Annotated in this window: 17 protein-coding genes; 3 read left to right on the top strand and 14 right to left on the bottom strand. The window is 42.2% G+C overall.

Annotated features, from left to right (window positions below):
* Window positions 1-592: 592 nt before the first annotated feature.
* The 14 genes from recG to nrdR form a co-directional block, all read right to left on the bottom strand.
* Window positions 593-2,608 (bottom strand): ATP-dependent DNA helicase RecG, encoded by a 2,016-nt coding sequence (gene recG, locus M1G12_RS05930; protein WP_247949554.1) that lies wholly within the window; start codon window positions 2,606-2,608, stop codon window positions 593-595.
* Window positions 2,609-2,626: 18 nt separating this feature from the next.
* Window positions 2,627-3,730 carry an alanine racemase gene (gene alr, locus M1G12_RS05925; protein ID WP_247949553.1) on the bottom strand — a complete coding sequence of 368 codons (1,104 nt, stop codon included), beginning with the start codon at window positions 3,728-3,730 and terminating at the stop codon, window positions 2,627-2,629.
* The gene (acpS, locus tag M1G12_RS05920; protein ID WP_247949552.1) at window positions 3,720-4,118 is read right to left on the bottom strand and encodes a holo-ACP synthase; all 399 of its coding nucleotides are present in this window, start codon (window positions 4,116-4,118) and stop codon (window positions 3,720-3,722) included. Before acpS ends, alr begins: the two co-directional genes overlap by 11 nt.
* A gap of 9 nt (window positions 4,119-4,127) precedes the next feature.
* Complete coding sequence (locus M1G12_RS05915) at window positions 4,128-5,159, bottom strand: 3-deoxy-7-phosphoheptulonate synthase (RefSeq protein WP_247949551.1); 1,032 nt, start codon at window positions 5,157-5,159, stop codon at window positions 4,128-4,130.
* 1 nt (window position 5,160) lies between these two features.
* The gene (locus M1G12_RS05910) at window positions 5,161-6,192 is read right to left on the bottom strand and encodes a 3-deoxy-7-phosphoheptulonate synthase (RefSeq protein ID WP_247949550.1); all 1,032 of its coding nucleotides are present in this window, start codon (window positions 6,190-6,192) and stop codon (window positions 5,161-5,163) included.
* A gap of 80 nt (window positions 6,193-6,272) precedes the next feature.
* Window positions 6,273-8,786, bottom strand: a complete 2,514-nt coding sequence (gene secA, locus M1G12_RS05905) for a preprotein translocase subunit SecA (RefSeq protein WP_084864614.1) — start codon at window positions 8,784-8,786, stop codon at window positions 6,273-6,275.
* A 145-nt stretch (window positions 8,787-8,931) separates the two neighbouring features.
* Window positions 8,932-9,219: a hypothetical protein gene (locus M1G12_RS05900; RefSeq protein WP_191962401.1), complete on the bottom strand. Its 288-nt coding sequence runs from the start codon at window positions 9,217-9,219 to the stop codon at window positions 8,932-8,934.
* 32 nt (window positions 9,220-9,251) lie between these two features.
* Window positions 9,252-9,599: a hypothetical protein gene (locus M1G12_RS05895; protein ID WP_247949549.1), complete on the bottom strand. Its 348-nt coding sequence runs from the start codon at window positions 9,597-9,599 to the stop codon at window positions 9,252-9,254.
* A 65-nt stretch (window positions 9,600-9,664) separates the two neighbouring features.
* A complete protein-coding gene (locus tag M1G12_RS05890; protein ID WP_247949548.1) occupies window positions 9,665-10,000 on the bottom strand; it encodes a hypothetical protein in 336 nt (111 codons plus the stop codon).
* Between the two features lie 83 nt (window positions 10,001-10,083).
* Window positions 10,084-11,394: a ribosome biogenesis GTPase Der gene (der, locus tag M1G12_RS05885; RefSeq protein ID WP_001207696.1), complete on the bottom strand. Its 1,311-nt coding sequence runs from the start codon at window positions 11,392-11,394 to the stop codon at window positions 10,084-10,086.
* A gap of 13 nt (window positions 11,395-11,407) precedes the next feature.
* Entirely contained in the window at window positions 11,408-12,121 is a 714-nt protein-coding gene (locus M1G12_RS05880; protein WP_247949547.1) for an NADPH-dependent oxidoreductase, read from the bottom strand.
* Window positions 12,118-13,014 carry a primosomal protein DnaI gene (dnaI, locus tag M1G12_RS05875; protein ID WP_247949546.1) on the bottom strand — a complete coding sequence of 299 codons (897 nt, stop codon included), beginning with the start codon at window positions 13,012-13,014 and terminating at the stop codon, window positions 12,118-12,120. The genes M1G12_RS05880 and dnaI overlap by 4 nt, the downstream gene beginning before the upstream one ends.
* On the bottom strand, window positions 13,015-14,184 hold the full coding sequence (locus M1G12_RS05870) for a replication initiation and membrane attachment family protein (protein WP_247949545.1): 1,170 nt from the start codon (window positions 14,182-14,184) through the stop codon (window positions 13,015-13,017). It abuts the gene before it with no gap.
* Window positions 14,185-14,658, bottom strand: coding sequence for a transcriptional regulator NrdR (nrdR, locus tag M1G12_RS05865; protein ID WP_001203672.1), 474 nt, complete (start codon window positions 14,656-14,658; stop codon window positions 14,185-14,187).
* A 139-nt stretch (window positions 14,659-14,797) separates the two neighbouring features.
* On the opposite strand from nrdR, the gene M1G12_RS05860 reads away from it, so the two are divergent.
* From M1G12_RS05860 to M1G12_RS05850, 3 genes are read left to right on the top strand one after another with little or no spacing between them, the layout of a single operon-like run.
* Window positions 14,798-15,163 carry a GntR family transcriptional regulator gene (locus M1G12_RS05860; RefSeq protein WP_000119149.1) on the top strand — a complete coding sequence of 122 codons (366 nt, stop codon included), beginning with the start codon at window positions 14,798-14,800 and terminating at the stop codon, window positions 15,161-15,163.
* Window positions 15,164-15,167: 4 nt separating this feature from the next.
* The gene (locus M1G12_RS05855; RefSeq protein WP_000054197.1) at window positions 15,168-15,863 is read left to right on the top strand and encodes an ABC transporter ATP-binding protein; all 696 of its coding nucleotides are present in this window, start codon (window positions 15,168-15,170) and stop codon (window positions 15,861-15,863) included.
* Window positions 15,864-15,879: 16 nt separating this feature from the next.
* A complete protein-coding gene (locus tag M1G12_RS05850) occupies window positions 15,880-16,647 on the top strand; it encodes a hypothetical protein (protein ID WP_173267191.1) in 768 nt (255 codons plus the stop codon).
* Window positions 16,648-16,760: the final 113 nt, after the last annotated feature.

The raw sequence follows: 16,760 nt of genomic DNA, 5'->3' as shown, positions 1-16,760 counted from the left end.
GTCAGAAAATCATCTGGTCAAGATGGAGTTCTTGGAATTAAAAAAATACAGAGAAACCATCAAAGACGAGGTTCGTAAACCGTGGTTGGAGTTTTTATAAATCAGTAAATCAATGACAGATTTTTCCGTGATAGATGGAAGAATCTTTTTTAGTTATGCTAGATGTGGGCTCTGAAACAGTAAGATATAGTGTATTGAAATAAGATATGAACAAAGAAATTAGGAAAGTCAAATTAATTTCTAGAAATGTTTTAGAATCTGTAGTGTACTATTTTAGATTCAATAAATTGTAGTTTTAAAAACGAAAAAAGTGCATTTCACTCTTTCTTCTTCTGCTTAATCTTATTTTGTCGCTTCTTTCTTTTGGAAAGTGGTTTGGTAATTTACTTTAATCGTTACGGTCATGTGAGAGTCCTCGTTTCTTTTTGATGACTCTAGTATAAGGGTCAAACCTAAAAGCTAGCTTAAGATTTCCTTATAGAAAGCTTATACTCAATGAAAATCAAAGAGCAAACTAGGAAACTAGCCGCAGGCTGTACTTGAGTACGGCAAGGCGAAGTTAACGTGGTTTGAATTTGATTTTCGAAGAGTATTAATCTAAATGTTCTTTCTTTTCCATATGAAGGGCAATCATGCGCCATTCCGGATCCTCTTGCCAGCATTCTATAGAACTAATGTAGCTAGCAACCTTTCTGGCTTCTTCTAAAATCGGAAAATCTTCGATAATATCAGCCACTTGGAACTCTGGAAGACCTGACTGTCTGGTTCCAAAAATCTCACCAGAACCCCTCATTTTCAAATCTTCCTCCGCAAGGACAAAACCATTGGTGGTTTCTGTCATGATGCGCATGCGGTCCTTCCCAGAATCCGTCTTAGGATTGGCAGCGAGAACAGCATAGGATTGCTTATCTCCCCGACCGACACGACCCCTGAGCTGGTGAAGCTGGCTGAGACCAAAGCGATCGGCATCCATGATAATCATGACAGTCGCATTGGGAACATTAACCCCGACCTCGATAACTGTCGTCGAAACCAGAATATCTGTTTTTCGCTCTTTGAACTCCTGCATAATCTGGTCTTTTTCGTCACTCTTCATCTTACCATGTAGCAGAGCAACCTCAGCCTTGCCAGCAAAATGAGTCGTCAACTCCTCAGATAAGGCAATGGCATTTTTCAAATCCAGAGCTTCTGATTCTTCAATCAAGGGAGAGATAACATAGGCTTGAGAACCTTTTTGGATTTCTCCCTCTAACCAAGTCAAGACCTGAGGTAGTTGCTCATGTTTGATCCAGCGCGTCACAATAGGCTTCCTCCCTGCTGGCATCTGGTCGATAATGGAAACATCCATATCGCCAAAGGCTGTGATAGCCAGCGTCCGTGGAATAGGAGTTGCCGTCATCATGAGAACGTCAGGATTGTCCCCTTTTTCCCGTAAAATACGCCTTTGCCCCACACCAAAACGGTGCTGCTCATCGATGATAATCAAGCCAAGACGAGCATAATCCACTCCATCTTGTATCAAAGCATGAGTTCCGATAATAAAGTCGGCCTCACCCTTGGCAATGGTCTCCAAGACTTCTCTTTTTTCTGCAGCTTTTAAGGAACCTGTTAAGAGAGCCAGTTTCAAGTCTGGGAAGAGACTCTTCAAACTCTCAAAGTGTTGCTCTGCAAGGATTTCTGTTGGTACCATTAGGGCAGCCTGATAACCAGCTGTCACCGCCGCAAACATAGCCAAGCCAGCAACTACTGTTTTTCCGCTCCCCACATCCCCTTGTAGGAGACGATTCATGTGGTGGTCCGACTTCATGTCGGTCAAAATTTCCTGTAAACTCTTTTCTTGAGCTTGAGTCAGGGCAAATGGCAGACTTTCTTTAACAGCTGACACTTTTTCCTGAGACCAGTCCAGAACCAGACCGCTTCCCTGAACTCTATTTTCAGATTTGAGCGTTTGCAATTGCATTTGGAAATAAAAGAGTTCCTCAAACTTGATACGGCGAAGGGCCTGCTTGTATTCTCCCAAATCCTTTGGAAAATGCATAGCTCGGACTGCCTGACAACGGGACATGAGTTTGTATTTGTCCAGCAAAGACTGAGGAAGATTTTCCTCAATCAAGAGGTCCAATCCCTGATCAAAAGCCGTCTTAATAACCTTGACCAGACTGGCCTGACTGATTCCCTGAGCCAAGCGATAAACAGGTTGGAGGTCATCTTCCACCTGAGCTAGGACCTTCATCCCTGTCAGACTAGCCTTGGCGCGGTCCCATTTTCCAAAAACAGCAAGGGTTGCTCCCAACTCTATTTTATCAGCTAGATAGGGCTGGTTAAAGAAATGCACCGCAAAAACAACTTCTCCCTGCTTAAGGCTAAAACGCAAGCGATTACGCTTGAAACCATAATACTGGACACTGGCTGGAGTCACTACCTGACCAGATAGAACAGCCTTTTCACCGTCTTCTAGCTCCAGAACCTGCTTGGTTTTAAAGTCTTCATAACGGAAAGGAAAGTAGAGCAAGAGGTCTTGCAAGTTTTCAATTCCTAGTTTGGCGTACTTCTCTGCTGACTTTGGTCCCACACCAGGTAAGACATGCAAGGGTTGATGTAGATTCATGCTCCACTCCTTTCTTTTCTAATAATATTCTCTCGGAATGCGGTCGCTGAGAAGACAAACCACCTCGTAGTTAATGGTTCCACGGTAAGTCGCTACCTGAGTTGCTGTGATTTCCTTGCCCCCGTTAGAACCAATCAAGGTTACTTTGGTTCCCAGCGGATAAACCTTAGGCAGACGAATGGTAATCTGGTCCATAGATACTCGTCCAACGATTGGGCAAGATTGTCCATCTACCAATACAGAAAAATTCTGCATGTCTCGTGTCCATCCATCTGCATAGCCAATTGGTACCGTCGCGATGACTTGCTCACTATCTGCCTGATAGGTCGCTCCATAGCCCATGCAAGCTCCAGCTGAAACTGTCTTGACATGAACCAGAGCAGATTCCAAGGTCAAGGCTGGTTTCAAGTCATAGGGCAAGTCCAAGACTTCTCCGCTAGGGTTAAGACCATACATAGCATCTCCCATACGGACCGCATTGAAAATAGTCTCTGCATGCCAAAGAGTCGTTGCCGAATTGCTAGCATGAACCAAGTCTGGAAGACCTTTCATACTGGCCAAAATAGTTTTAAACCGTTCTAACTGGGCAGTAAAGTAGTCATCTGATTCCTCGTCTGCAGTAGCAAAGTGGGTAAAAATTCCTTCAACACGAGCACCGTGTTGTTGGAGCAAAACTTGAGACTGCTCAGCCTCACCGGCCTCTCTAAAACCAATCCGTCCCATTCCTGAATCAATCTTGAGGTGGACTGTCAATCCAGTTAGGTCCGCTTCCTTATCTAAGAGTGCTTGAATCCACTCCAGTCCAGCCACAGTCAAGGTGATGTCGTATTCTTTAGCAAGAGAAACAGCTTCGATTTCAGAAACTCCTAAAATAAGGATTTTCTTGCTGAGTCCAGCCTGTCTGAGTTCAATGGCTTCATCAATATTGGAAACGCAAAAGCCATCAACATCATCTTGAATAGCCGTCGCAACGGCAACAGCTCCATGACCATAGGCATTGGCCTTGACTACTGCAAATTTGAGCGTTCCTTGAGGGATATGAGCCCCCATTTGCTGAATATTTTGTCGAATAGCTCCCAGATGAATCAGAGCCTTGGTTGGTCTATGTGGACTAGCTTTCATGATTTTCCTCCAAAATGACACTGGCTGTCACAAACTGATCTGTATGGCTGATAGACAGCCAAATCTTTCCTAAAAATGGTGCCTGACTAAAATAAGGCGCCCCGCGTTCATTGTTCAAGACTTCCAAATCTTGAAAACCGAGCTTGCCAATACCAGTTCCCATAGCCTTGGAAAAGGCTTCTTTAGCCGACCAGCGACCAGCCAAATATTCGATTTGTCTGCGCCCTTTAAGACTGTTAAACCGTTCCATTTCCTTAGCGGTCAGCACGCGCTTGGCAAAGCCTTCATGTCGTGTAACTACGCTTTCTATCGAAGCTAATTCTTCGATGTCAATTCCATGTCCAACTATCATTCTTATCAAAAGGAGTTGAGATTCCCCCAACTCCATCCTTTTCACTTATTTTGTCAAGGTAGCATAGATTTCTTCTACCAAGGCCTCTGTATTTTCCCAACCCAAGCAAGGATCGGTAATAGAGCAACCAAAGACCTCTGGTTGGTTTTGGCGACCATCTGCTAGGTAAGATTCAATCATAAAGCCTCGAACCGTCTTTTTAATCTTCTCATTCCAATCACGATTCTGCAAGGTCTGGCGAACAATTCGAATCTGCTCCATATATTGCTTGCCTGAATTATCATGATTGGTGTCGATGAGGATAAAAGGATTTTCAAGTCCCATTGTCTCATAACGTTCAATGGCATTTAGCAAGGTTTCATAGTAAAAATTAGGCTCATTTTTTCCATATTCATTGACTGCGCCACGAAGGATAACGTGAGCCAAGGGATTTCCTGAAGTCTCAACTTCTTGGCCATGGAAGAGGAAGGTCTGTTTGTTCTGAGCAGCATAGATGCCATTAAACATAACCCCAAGATTTCCAGAAGTTGGATTTTTCATCCCGACTGGTGCATCAATCCCTGAAGCCACAAAGCGGTGCTCTTGGTCTTCCACAGAACGGGCCCCCACAGCATGGTAGCTGACCAAGTCATCCACCAAGACCAGATTTGACGGATAAAGCATCTCATCTGCCGTTGTCAAACCTGTCTCTGTAATCACGCGGTAGTGCAACTGGCGCACAGCCTGCAAGCCGTTAATCAGGCTTGGAGCCTTAGAAGTATCTGGCTGATGAACCAAACCTTTATAGCCGTCTCCGTTGGTGCGTGGTTTAGCTGTATAAACACGCATAACCATGAAAATCTTGTCCGCCACCTTCTTCTGCAAAGTGGATAAACGGCGGGCATATTCCAAGACAGCCTCTTCATTGTCAGACGAGCAAGGACCAATCACCAAAAGAATTCTATCATCTTCTCCTGAAATAATGTCTGCCAATTCTCTATCACGACGCTCCTTTAGTCGCAGGGCTTCCGCAGACAATTGGGTTTCTGCCTTGATTGCTTCAATATCGATTTCTTGACCTTTTTCAATAAATGCCATCTTATTCTCCTAGCGTTTGGTAGATTTCTCTGACAAGGGCTTCCGTATTTTCCCAGCCTAGACAAGGGTCTGTGATAGACTTGCCAAATACTTCCGGTTCGTTTTGACGGCCGTTTTCTAGATAAGACTCAATCATAAAGCCACGAACGTACTGCTTGATCTTTTCATTCCAATCACGATTAATCAAGGTCTGGCGGACAATTCGAATCTGATCCATATATTGCTTGCCAGAGTTGTCATGATTGGTGTCCACAATGATAAATGGATTTTCCAAGCCCATTTTCTCATATTGAGCAATGGTATCCATCAAATTATCATAGTAGTAGTTAGGAATATTCTTACCATACTCATTAATCGCTCCGCGAAGAATGGCGTGCGAAAGCGGGTTCCCAGTTGTTTCCACTTCTTTTCCTAGGAAAAGGAAACTTTGTTTGTTTTGAGCAGCATAAATCCCATTAAACATAACATTGAGATTTCCAGAGGTTGGATTTTTAAAACCAGTCGCAAAATCTGCCCCACTGGCCACAAAGCGGTGTTGCTGGTCTTCAACTGAACGGGCACCAACTGCCATGTAGGAAATCAAATCATCTACAAGCGGAAGATTTTCAGGATAAAGCATTTCATCAGCTGTCGTCATACCTGTTTCCGTGATGACACGATAGTGAAGATGGCGAACAGCTTTGATTCCGTTGATGAGGCTAGGGGCTTCTGCTGTGTTAGGCTGGTGAATCAAGCCCTTATAGCCATCTCCGTTAGTACGAGGTTTGGCAGTATAAACACGCATAACCATAAAGATACGGTCTGCTACTTCTTCTTGTAGGACTGCCAAACGCTTAGCGTACTCAAGAACAGCTTCTTCATTGTCAGATGAGCATGGCCCGATTACCAAGAGAACTCGCTGGTCATCTCCACGTATAATGGCTTCTAGCTCTTGATCGCGCTGTGATTTTTTCTCCAAAGCTTGGCCTTCTAATTTTGATAAGGCACGAACTTCTTCAATATTAATTTTAGGACTTTTTGCTGTAAATACCATAACTCATCTCCTTATAAAGCAAACGGATACCAAGTAAAAATTTACTTTTCACAAGGTATCCGCCTCTAAACTATCTCATTTTATTGTCTTTTACCGTGACAGTTTTTAAACTTCTTACCAGAACCACATGGGCAAAGTTCATTCCGTCCAATCTGGCTCAAATCCAAATCTTCTGGCATATTTGCTTGGTGGGCAGCGATATTGCGAGTCGCTGTTGTACTGATATGGTGTTCTGCTTGTGGTCTTTCTTGTTCATGAATTTGTGCTTTCATCATCAAACGTGTCACATCAAACTCAATCGAACCAATCATGTCATTAAACATACGGAAACCTTCTGCCTGATACTCAACAACAGGGTTGTTCTGAGCATAGCCACGAAGTCCAACCGCGTTACGCAATTGATCAAGGGCATCGATATGATCTGTCCACTTGTTATCTACCACTCGTAGAATCAAAACTTTTTGGAATTCTTTAACTGCTTCTTCATCGCGTAGTTTTGAAACCTGACTATCGTAAACTTGCAAGGCACGTTGGAAGAGCTCTTCCTTGATGGCCTTGTCAGACAAGCCCGACAAGTCTTCCATAGTAATAGAATCTTCTGGAAGTAAGTTGTACTTAGCAAAGTTCAAAATTGCTTCCAGTTTTTCATCTTGTTTGGCACGCGCATGACCATCAACGACACGACCAATCGTGCGTTTGATCATAGAGTGAATTTCAGGTGCCAAGTCACGATCTGCAGTGATAACGTCGTAACGTTGAGCATAGATAATCTCACGTTGTTCACGCATGACATCATCGTATTGAAGGACTTGTTTACGGGTATCGTAGTTATTTCCTTCGACACGTTTTTGTGCTGCTTCAACCTGACGCGTCAACATACGAGACTCAATAGCTTCATCAGACATATTGAGACGTTCGAAGACACCTTTCAGACGTTCAGAACCAAAACGTTTCATCAAATCATCTTCAAGAGAGAGGTAGAATTGTGACTCACCTGGGTCTCCTTGACGACCTGAACGTCCACGAAGCTGGTTATCGATACGACGGCTTTCATGACGTTCTGTACCAATCACACAAAGTCCACCTAATTCGCGAACCCCTTCACCAAGCTTGATGTCGGTACCACGACCGGCCATGTTAGTCGCAATGGTAACAGCACCACGTTGACCAGCATTCATAATGATTTGGGCTTCTTTATAGTGGTTCTTAGCATTCAAGACTTCGTGAGGAACTCCAGCTGCGACTAATTTCTTAGAAATGTAGTCACTGGTTTCAACCGCAACTGTACCAACCAAGACAGGCTGACCTTTTTGGTAACGAGACTTAACGTCTTCGACAACCGCCTTAAACTTAGCTTCAATACTAGCAAAAAGTAAGTCTGGATGGTCAATACGCTGAACAGGACGGTTTGTTGGGATTGGAATAACACGAATGTTGTAAATTTCACGGAATTCTTCTTCCTCAGTCTTACCTGTACCCGTCATTCCAGACAATTTCTTGTACATACGGAAAAGGTTTTGGTAAGTGATTGAGGCAGATGTCTTGGTTTCATCCTGAATTGGCACACCTTCTTTAGCTTCAATGGCTTGGTGCAATCCATCAGAATAACGACGACCTTCCATAGTACGACCCGTAAATTGGTCGACGATCAGAATTTCTTGCTCTTCGCTCACCACATAGTCAATATCGAGAAGCATGATGTAGTTGGCACGAAGGGCGTTATCGATAAAGTGAGTCAGAGCTACGTTTTCGATGTCATAGAGATTTTCAAGTTTGAAGTAGCTTTCAGCCTTGTCAATCCCTGAATCAGACAGACCAATAGTCTTAGACTGCACATCGATGATGTAGTCGTCTTTGTCCAAAGATTTTACATAGTGGTCTGCCATGTGATACAACTGGCTGGTTTCAACAGCGTTAGCACCTGATACGATCAAAGGTGTACGCGCCTCGTCAATCAAGATTGAGTCAACCTCATCGACCAAGGCATAGTTAAGCGGACGTTGTACCATGTTTTCAGCGCGGACGACCATGTTGTCACGAAGGTAGTCAAATCCGATTTCTGAGTTGGTTGAGTAAGTAATATCACACTCATAGGCTTCTTTTTTCTCCATTGGAGATTTAGCAGCCAAGTTAATCCCTACTGACAAACCAAGCCATGAGTACAATTCACCCATCTCAGTCGCGTCACGTTCGGACAGGTATTCGTTAACCGTAACTACGTGGACCCCTTTACCTGAAAGGGCATTGAGGTAGACTGGCATGGTCGCAGTCAAGGTTTTCCCTTCCCCTGTACGCATTTCTGGCACGTCACCATGGTGAAGAACGATTCCCCCCATGACCTGAACCTTATATGGGAATAGACCTAGGACACGTTTAGCACCTTCACGGACAACCGCAAATGCTTCATAAAGTAATGAATCCAGTGATTCTCCATTTTGATAACGTTCTTTAAATTCAACTGTTTTTGCTTTTAGTTGGTCGTCAGTCAAAGCAGCCATTTGGTCTTCGTATTTGAAAACCTTGTCAGCCATCTTTTCCAGACGACGGATTTCTCCTTTATCATTTTCGATAATTGTTTTTAAAATATTAGCCATGTTTTTCCTTACTTTAAATTCCGATTTTTTTAGAATGTTCTTTTAATTTTAGCACAATTACTGATTATTTTCAAGGAAGAATACCCATTTTGAAAAGGAAAAAGAGGCTAGTTTCTAAGCTAACCTCTCTGATTTTTATAATACTTTAATTTCCAAAAATCGGCAAAATAGCAAATAGGATAAATAGATTTATCCAAAAAGAAAGACAACAGATAAGTCCAAAAACAAAGAGACTGACTTTCTTGGACAGCAAGGCCATCAAAATCGACAGAATTCCAAAAACTAGTAAAACTTTCTGCATGATTAAGAGATTGATAGATATTCCCAGAACTGGTTTATCCCAAGGAACAAAGAAGAAAGCCAGCCAGATCAGCAGAACTAAACCAATATAAACCTTAGAATAGCGTGTAATAAATGATTTTAGATGTGCCATAAGCTACCTCCTATCAACAAAAACCATATAAATCAATGTCTCCCCGCTTTAGATTTCCCTAGTTCCCGTCTCAATCGAAACATTTTTTTGAAAAAGATATAGTCTAACCAGTCGCTGCCTAGAGATAAGACTATCAAAAGAAACCAAACACCCCAATCACTAGCATCTGATACATGATTTAGAACAAAAGGGAAAAATAAGAATGAAAAAATTGTCATATCCATGCTAAGCAGAGCTAAAAGGGAAATATAAATCCAGTAAAAATAGTAGAAGATGGGGAAAATTTTACTGTTTCTGTCAGCATTGTCTATCCAATAGAAAAAATAAAAACAAGGAAATAAGAGTATCAAATGATACCAATTAAAGGACAGTTTCATCATCGCCACCTCCTCTTTGAAATTGTTTTCTTTAGTTTCGTTCTATTAAATGTTATTACCAATATAAATCAATGTCTCCCCGCTTTAGACTTCCCTAGTTCCCGTCTCAGGCGAAACATTTTTTTGAAACAGGAATAAGTTAACCAATTCAGACCAATAGCTAGCAGAATAAAAAGAAACCAAATGCCCCATAACTTGATATCTGTCACATTTCTCAAGACGATATTGAAAAACAGAACTGAAACAACTGTACAAGCAAGGCTAAAAAGAGAATAGAGGGGGATGTAAACCCAGTAAAAATAGTAAAAAATCGGGAAAAATTTACTATTTCTGTTGGCCTTTTCAATCCAGTTATCAAAATAAAAGTACGGTGCTAAAAGTAAGAATTTAAACAAATGTTCCATCAGAGGCACCTCTTTTTGATAGCGTTTTCTTCAATTTCATTCTATCAAAAAAATCTGGAAATGTCATTCCAGATTCTACTTTTTTATTTGCGTTTTCTTGCGATGAGATGGATTGGTGTTCCTTCAAAGACAAAGGCCTTGCGGATTTGATTTTCCAAGAAACGCAGGTAAGAAAAGTGCATGAGTTCTTCTTCGTTGACAAAGATAACAAAGGTTGGTGGTTTAGTTGCCACTTGAGTCGCATAGAAAATCTTAAGACGTTTTCCTTTGTCTGTCGGTGTTGGGTTGATGGCAATGGCATCCATAATCACATCGTTCAAGACAGCTGATGGGATACGTGTATTTTGACTTTCACTGATTTGCTTGATCATCTCAGGAAGTTTGTGGAGACGTTGCTTGGTCAAGGCGGATACAAAGATAATCGGTGCGTAAGGCAGGTATTGGAACTGCTCACGGATATCTTCTTCCCAGTTTTTCATAGTATGGTTGTCTTTTTCAAGTGTATCCCACTTGTTGACCACGATAATCATCCCTTTACCAGCTTCATGGGCAAATCCTGCAATACGCTTATCGTATTCACGAATACCTTCTTCCGCATTGATGACCATCAAGACCACATCTGAACGGTCAATAGCACGCATGGCACGCATGACTGAGTATTTCTCAGTATTTTCATAAACCTTACCAGATTTACGCATACCAGCCGTATCAATCATGGTAAACTCTTGACCATCTGTATCTGTAAAGTGGGTATCAATAGCGTCACGCGTTGTTCCAGCAACAGGACTAGCAATGACACGGTCTTCTCCCAAGATAGCATTGATCAAACTTGACTTTCCAACGTTTGGACGACCAATCAAACTAAACTTAATGACATCTGGATTTTCTTCCTCATATTCATTTGGAAGATTTTCTACGATGGCATCTAGCACATCCCCTGTACCGATACCATGGACAGATGAGATAGGCAATGGTTCACCCAAACCAAGAGCATAGAAATCATAGATATCATTTCGCATCTCAGGGTTGTCCACCTTGTTCACTGCGAGGATAACTGGTTTGTGGGTCTTATAAAGCTTACGGGCTACATATTCGTCCGCATCGGTAATTCCTTCCTTACCAGACACGACAAAGACGATAACATCGGCTTCTTCCATGGCAATTTCTGCCTGGTGCTTGATTTGTTCCATGAAAGGAGCATCGACATCATCGATTCCTCCTGTATCAATCATGCTAAACGAACGATTGAGCCACTCACCCGTTGCATAGATACGGTCACGTGTTACTCCTTCGACATCTTCTACAATGGAGATTCGCTCACCAGCGATCCGATTAAATAGGGTTGATTTCCCAACATTGGGACGTCCTACAATGGCAATAGTTGGTAGGGCCATAATTTCTCACTTTCTACAATAACTTCTTCTGTTCAAGATTTTTTCTAGTTGAGCTTGGTTCAGCTTGACCAAACTGTTCTGCTAGACGCTGACTCCAGCTTGTGGTCGCACGCGCTCCAGCATAGTCAGCCTGTACACGGTCATAAGCCTCAATCACATCAACTGTTTGTTCCTGATATTCTTCCTCAAATACCACCTGATTCAATGGCAAGCGAGGTTTGACTTCATGTTCTTCATTTGGTATTCCTAGTGCCATACCAAAGACAGGATAGGTGTAGTCAGGCAGGTTAAAAAGCTCTGCCACTTCTTCTGACTTGTAACGCACCAAGCCAATAATGACACCACCATAGCCCAAGCTTTCAGCTGCCAGCAGGGCATTCTGTCCAGCAAGAGCCGCATCGACCGAACTAATCAAGAGACCTTCCACACCTTGGGGTTGGAATGAATCGGTATGAAGCTGGGCTCCCTTTTCTGCTCGGTTCAAATCTCCGACAAAGAGAAGGAAAACAGCTGACTGGCGAATGGCTTCTTGAGGTACCAATTCATACAAGGCATCCTTCTTCTCTTGACTTCGTACCACAATCACAGAGTAGGATTGAAAATTCTTCCAAGACGAGGCCATCTGGGCTGCTGTCAGGATTTCAGTCAAGTCTTCCTGAGGAAGGGCTTGCTCTTTAAACCTGCGCACTGAAGTATGAGCCTTCATTAATTTGATTATTTCTGTCATCGACGGTTTACTCCTTCTAAACGAGTCTCCTCAGCCAAATAACGGATGCGTTCCATGACCCGTCTGGCTTCCCAGGTTTCGTCATTTCCATGTTTCCCTTTAGCGAAATGCAACTCCAAATCTTCAAAGTTGAAGTTGGAGGTGAAAAAGGTCGGTAAATTTTCCTGCATTCGATATTGAAGAATGACTTGCAGGATTTCATCACGCACCCAAGCTGTTGATTGCTCGGCACCAATATCATCTAAAATCAGGACTTCAGACAGTTTAAGCTCATCTACCAAGGTCTTGACATTGCCATCACCGATAGCATTTTTGACATCAATGACAAAGCTAGGATAGTGGAGAAGAGTGGATGAAACACCACGTTTTTCTGATAAATCATGGGCTAAGGCAGCCACCATGAAACTTTTTCCCACACCAAAATCTCCATACAAGTAAAGACCTTTTCGAATAGCTGGATATTGCTCCACGAAGGCTAATAACTTTTCAAAAACTGGCAAGCGACCCAAATCATCCAAATCTACTTGAGCCAAACTAGCTTGCTTGAGACTGGCTGGCAGATTGATTAACTTGAGACGGTTCTTAATAGCCGCTTCTTTTTCCGCCGCGATTAGTTCAGGAGTTTCTTCGTAAGAAACATCCGCATAGCCATGATTCATAACCAAAATCGGCTTGTAGCCTTTGGCAATATAATCCGTATCCCCACGGAGAAATTTGTCACGCTCGGTGATGTACTGATTAAACTTGGAGATACTGCGATTCAATTCCTCTGGGCTGAGGGTTTCTTGCTGGATAAAGGCCGCAACATCAGGGTCCTTCATGATTTTCTGGACCAAATCTTGATAATGAAAACGGCTAGGTTGACGCTTGAGTACGTCTCCGACACTTTCCATCTAATCTCCTCCTTTTTCTAATCGAGCTAATAGTTCTTGTTTCTTACGTTCTAGTTCCAGACGAGTTTCCTCGCTGGTTTCATTCTTATAATCTGGATTGCTCCACTTGGGTACATTGGACTTGGTAGGACTGGGTTTACTACTTTTTTGAGCCTGACTATTCTGTCCTCTCTCACGAATCCGAAGAACTGCCTCTTCTGCCGAATGTATCTTTTGATAGGCATAGTCATTGGCTACCTTCATGGCATATTTCTCATTGATGTTTGCAGAATCTACCTTATTAAAGGTCAATAAGAGAATAATATTGATGACTTCGTCCAGTAAGGCCAAGCCAGCCATCTGTTGCAAAAGTTCTCTTTCTGTTTGGGTAATACTTGCCTTACGTGTTTGCTTGATTTCTGCCAAGAACTGCAGAGCAGTTTTGCTTTTTGCTTCCTTGATAATGGTTGCTTCCTTAGGACTAAAGTCAGAGGAAACAGGTTTTTGAGCAATTTTTTCCCGCATACGCTTGGTTGAAATAACCTGGGAAACAGCTGTTGACTTGGCCAACTGATAGGTCTCAAACCAGGTCCATTTCTTTTCCTCGGCAATGGCAAAGAGGTTCAAGACATCGGACTGCTCATCCGCAAAACGAAGCCCATCTCGAGCCATAAGTTGACGAAAATGGTCCAAGTCAAAATCGTTGGCCACTTTCTTCTTGAGACTAAGGTCTTCTTGATTTCCTAGTTCTGCTAAGTCTGGAAAGACTTGATTGAGCGAGACAGAGATTTCTTCACCGTCAGCACTTTCAAGTTTCAAATCCTCCACAGCTGCATCGCCAATTTTTTTCTCCAAAAGTCTGCGATAAACAGGATGTTCTAAGAAGTCCTGACTCGAGAGAGGGGCATGGATAGCTAGCTGATAAGCGTCCCCCTTTTGATAGAGTGTCAAGAGATTGAAAGCAGATAGAATTTTCAAGGATTTTAAAAGTCTGTCCATCCCAAAGTTGAGATGATTGAGAATACTTGAAAAGAGGTATTCTTTTCTGCCATTATCCCAAAAACTAATCGTATAAAGATAAAGGCTCAGTGCCTCCTGACCGATAATCGGGAGGTAGCACTGTACCAGAGATGAGGCATCTTGCGACACCCGATTATTCTTTAGATAAGAAAAACGGTCAATTGGCTTCATTTATCTTTCCTTTTTCTTTTTAGAGGACTGAGTGATTTGTTGGAGCAGACTCTCTAACTCACTAACATCCTTAAAACTACGATAGACACTGGCAAAACGCACATAGGTAATCTCATCTAACTCAGCCAACTCCTCCATGACGAGTGAACCAATGTCCTCACTTTGAATTTCATTTTCATTTCGACCACGGAGTTTCTGTTCGATACGATTGACTACCATGTTGATTTCATCACTTGACACAGGACGTTTCTGGGCTGAGCGGATAATCCCATTAAAGATTTTATCTCTGGAGAATTGTTCCCGCGTGCCATCTTTTTTAACAACCACTAAGGTTCTTTCTTCTACCCGTTCGTAGGTTGTAAAACGGTGCTGGCATTCATCGCACTCACGTCTTCTACGAATAGTGTTCCCTTCTTCTGCTTGGCGACTATCGATAACACTTGACTTGGTAGCCCCACATTTTGGACAACGCATCCTTCCCCTCCTTATCGTTTTCTTTTCATTATACCATTTTTTAAACGATTCCCAAAACAATTCTTCTTTTTGCTTGACAAGTTTTTTGTTTTGTTGTATTATTTAATTAAGACAAAAGGATAAAAGAAAGGAGACCAAGATGTCCTGGACATTTGACAACAAAAAACCCATTTATTTACAGATCATGGAGAAAATCAAGCTTCAGATTGTTTCCCATACACTGGAACCCAATCAACAACTTCCAACCGTGAGAGAGCTAGCTAGCGAGGCCGGTGTCAATCCAAACACCATCCAAAGAGCCTTGTCAGACCTTGAACGAGAAGGATTTGTCTACAGCAAGCGAACAACTGGACGATTTGTGACTGAGGATAAGGAGCTAATCGCCCAATCACGCAAACAATTATCGGAAGAAGAATTGGAACACTTCGTTTCCTCCATGACCCATTTTGGCTATGAAAAAGAAGAACTACCAGGCGTAGTCGGCGATTATATTAAAGGAGTTTAAGCCTATGTCATTACTAGCATTTGAAAATGTATCCAAATCTTATGGAGCAACCCCAGCCCTTGAAAATGTTTCCCTTGACATCCCAGCTGGAAAAATTGTTGGTCTCCTTGGACCAAACGGCTCAGGAAAAACAACCTTGATTAAACTAATCAATGGCCTCTTACAACCAGACCAAGGACGCGTCCTTATCAACGACATGGACCCAAGCCCAGCAACCAAGGCTATCGTAGCTTATTTGCCGGATACGACCTATCTCAATGAGCAAATGAAGGTCAAAGAAGCCCTAACCTACTTCAAGACCTTCTATAAAGATTTCAATCTTGAACGTGCCCATCATCTACTTGCAGACCTGGGTATTGATGAAAATAGTCGTCTCAAGAAATTATCAAAAGGGAACAAGGAAAAGGTCCAACTAATTTTGGTTATGAGCCGTGATGCTCGTCTCTACGTTTTGGACGAACCCATTGGTGGGGTGGACCCAGCAGCCCGTGAGTATATCCTCAATACCATTATCAACAACTACTCCCCAACTTCTACCGTTTTGATTTCTACCCACTTGATTTCTGATATCGAGCCAATCTTGGATGAAATTGTCTTCCTTAAGGATGGAAAAGTCGTTCGTCAAGGAAATGTAGATGATATTCGCTATGAATCAGGTGAATCCATTGACCAACTCTTCCGTCAGGAATTTAAGGCCTAAGCAAAGGAGATTATTTATGTTTTGGAATTTAGTTCGCTACGAATTTAAAAATGTTAACAAGTGGTATTTAGCCCTCTACGCAGCCGTGCTAGTCCTTTCAGTCCCCCTAGGAATGCAAGGACACTACTATAATTATATATCTTTCAAAGATAGCCAACCTTTCCTATTTATCTTTCTGGCTCTCGTCTTTGGTGGCTTGATAATTACACTTGGGATTTCAACCATTTTCTTGATTATCAAACGCTTCAAAGGTAGTGTCTATGACCGACAAGGCTATCTGACTTTGACCTTGCCAGTTTCTGAGCACTATATCATCACTGCTAAATTAGTCGGAGCCTTCATCTGGTCTATACTTAGCTCGGCTGTACTGGTTCTAAGTGCTTTTCTTATTGTGACTATAACGGTTCCAGATTGGATGTCACATTATGACTGGTTCCCACTTGTAGGAGCATACCTTCCTCAACTCTCTCTTGTAGGGTTATCTCTCCTACTAAATACCATTTCCAGTATCCTCTGCATCTACTTGGCTATTTCCATTGGACAACTTTTCAACGAATACCGCACAGCACTCGCTGTTGTAGCCTACATTGGGATCAAAATCGTCATTGGCTTTATTGAAGTCTTCTTCAATACCAGTGCGAACTTCTATGTCAATTCACTTGCAGGATTTAATGATAATTTCTATATGGGAGCAAGTACGGACATTTTTAAAGAACTCATTTTCATAGCTATCTTTTATCTCGGAACCTACTACATCTTGAGAAATAAGGTTAATTTACAATAGTTTTTAAATCAAAAAGGATAACATCTCATCCCAGAGTGTACTGACCCCAAAAAGTTAGACAATTAATTTAAGCAAAGGATTTAGTTCTGTATTGTACAGGGCTAAGTCCTTTT

It is taken from the genome of Streptococcus mitis (assembly GCF_023110375.1).
Lineage (GTDB): Bacteria > Bacillota > Bacilli > Lactobacillales > Streptococcaceae > Streptococcus > Streptococcus mitis_CI.
The sequence above is the reverse complement of the archived record's forward strand: the minus strand, read 5'-3'. Positions and strand labels throughout refer to the sequence as shown.

Excerpts from the sequence above, each read along its gene's own strand:
- recG (WP_247949554.1), bottom strand. The coding sequence starts at position 2,608 with ATGAATCTACATCAACCCTTGCATGTCTTACCTGGTGTGGGACCAAAG.
- alr (WP_247949553.1), bottom strand. The coding sequence starts at position 3,730 with ATGAAAGCTAGTCCACATAGACCAACCAAGGCTCTGATTCATCTGGGA.
- M1G12_RS05890 (WP_247949548.1), bottom strand. The coding sequence starts at position 10,000 with ATGGAACATTTGTTTAAATTCTTACTTTTAGCACCGTACTTTTATTTT.
- M1G12_RS05895 (WP_247949549.1), bottom strand. The coding sequence starts at position 9,599 with ATGATGAAACTGTCCTTTAATTGGTATCATTTGATACTCTTATTTCCT.
- M1G12_RS05915 (WP_247949551.1), bottom strand. The coding sequence starts at position 5,159 with ATGGCATTTATTGAAAAAGGTCAAGAAATCGATATTGAAGCAATCAAG.
- M1G12_RS05870 (WP_247949545.1), bottom strand. The coding sequence starts at position 14,184 with ATGAAGCCAATTGACCGTTTTTCTTATCTAAAGAATAATCGGGTGTCG.
- M1G12_RS05900 (WP_191962401.1), bottom strand. The coding sequence starts at position 9,219 with ATGGCACATCTAAAATCATTTATTACACGCTATTCTAAGGTTTATATT.
- der (WP_001207696.1), bottom strand. The coding sequence starts at position 11,394 with ATGGCCCTACCAACTATTGCCATTGTAGGACGTCCCAATGTTGGGAAA.
- dnaI (WP_247949546.1), bottom strand. The coding sequence starts at position 13,014 with ATGGAAAGTGTCGGAGACGTACTCAAGCGTCAACCTAGCCGTTTTCAT.
- M1G12_RS05880 (WP_247949547.1), bottom strand. The coding sequence starts at position 12,121 with ATGACAGAAATAATCAAATTAATGAAGGCTCATACTTCAGTGCGCAGG.
- M1G12_RS05850 (WP_173267191.1), top strand. The coding sequence starts at position 15,880 with ATGTTTTGGAATTTAGTTCGCTACGAATTTAAAAATGTTAACAAGTGG.
- nrdR (WP_001203672.1), bottom strand. The coding sequence starts at position 14,658 with ATGCGTTGTCCAAAATGTGGGGCTACCAAGTCAAGTGTTATCGATAGT.
- acpS (WP_247949552.1), bottom strand. The coding sequence starts at position 4,118 with ATGGAGTTGGGGGAATCTCAACTCCTTTTGATAAGAATGATAGTTGGA.
- secA (WP_084864614.1), bottom strand. The coding sequence starts at position 8,786 with ATGGCTAATATTTTAAAAACAATTATCGAAAATGATAAAGGAGAAATC.
- M1G12_RS05910 (WP_247949550.1), bottom strand. The coding sequence starts at position 6,192 with ATGGTATTTACAGCAAAAAGTCCTAAAATTAATATTGAAGAAGTTCGT.
- M1G12_RS05855 (WP_000054197.1), top strand. The coding sequence starts at position 15,168 with ATGTCATTACTAGCATTTGAAAATGTATCCAAATCTTATGGAGCAACC.
- M1G12_RS05860 (WP_000119149.1), top strand. The coding sequence starts at position 14,798 with ATGTCCTGGACATTTGACAACAAAAAACCCATTTATTTACAGATCATG.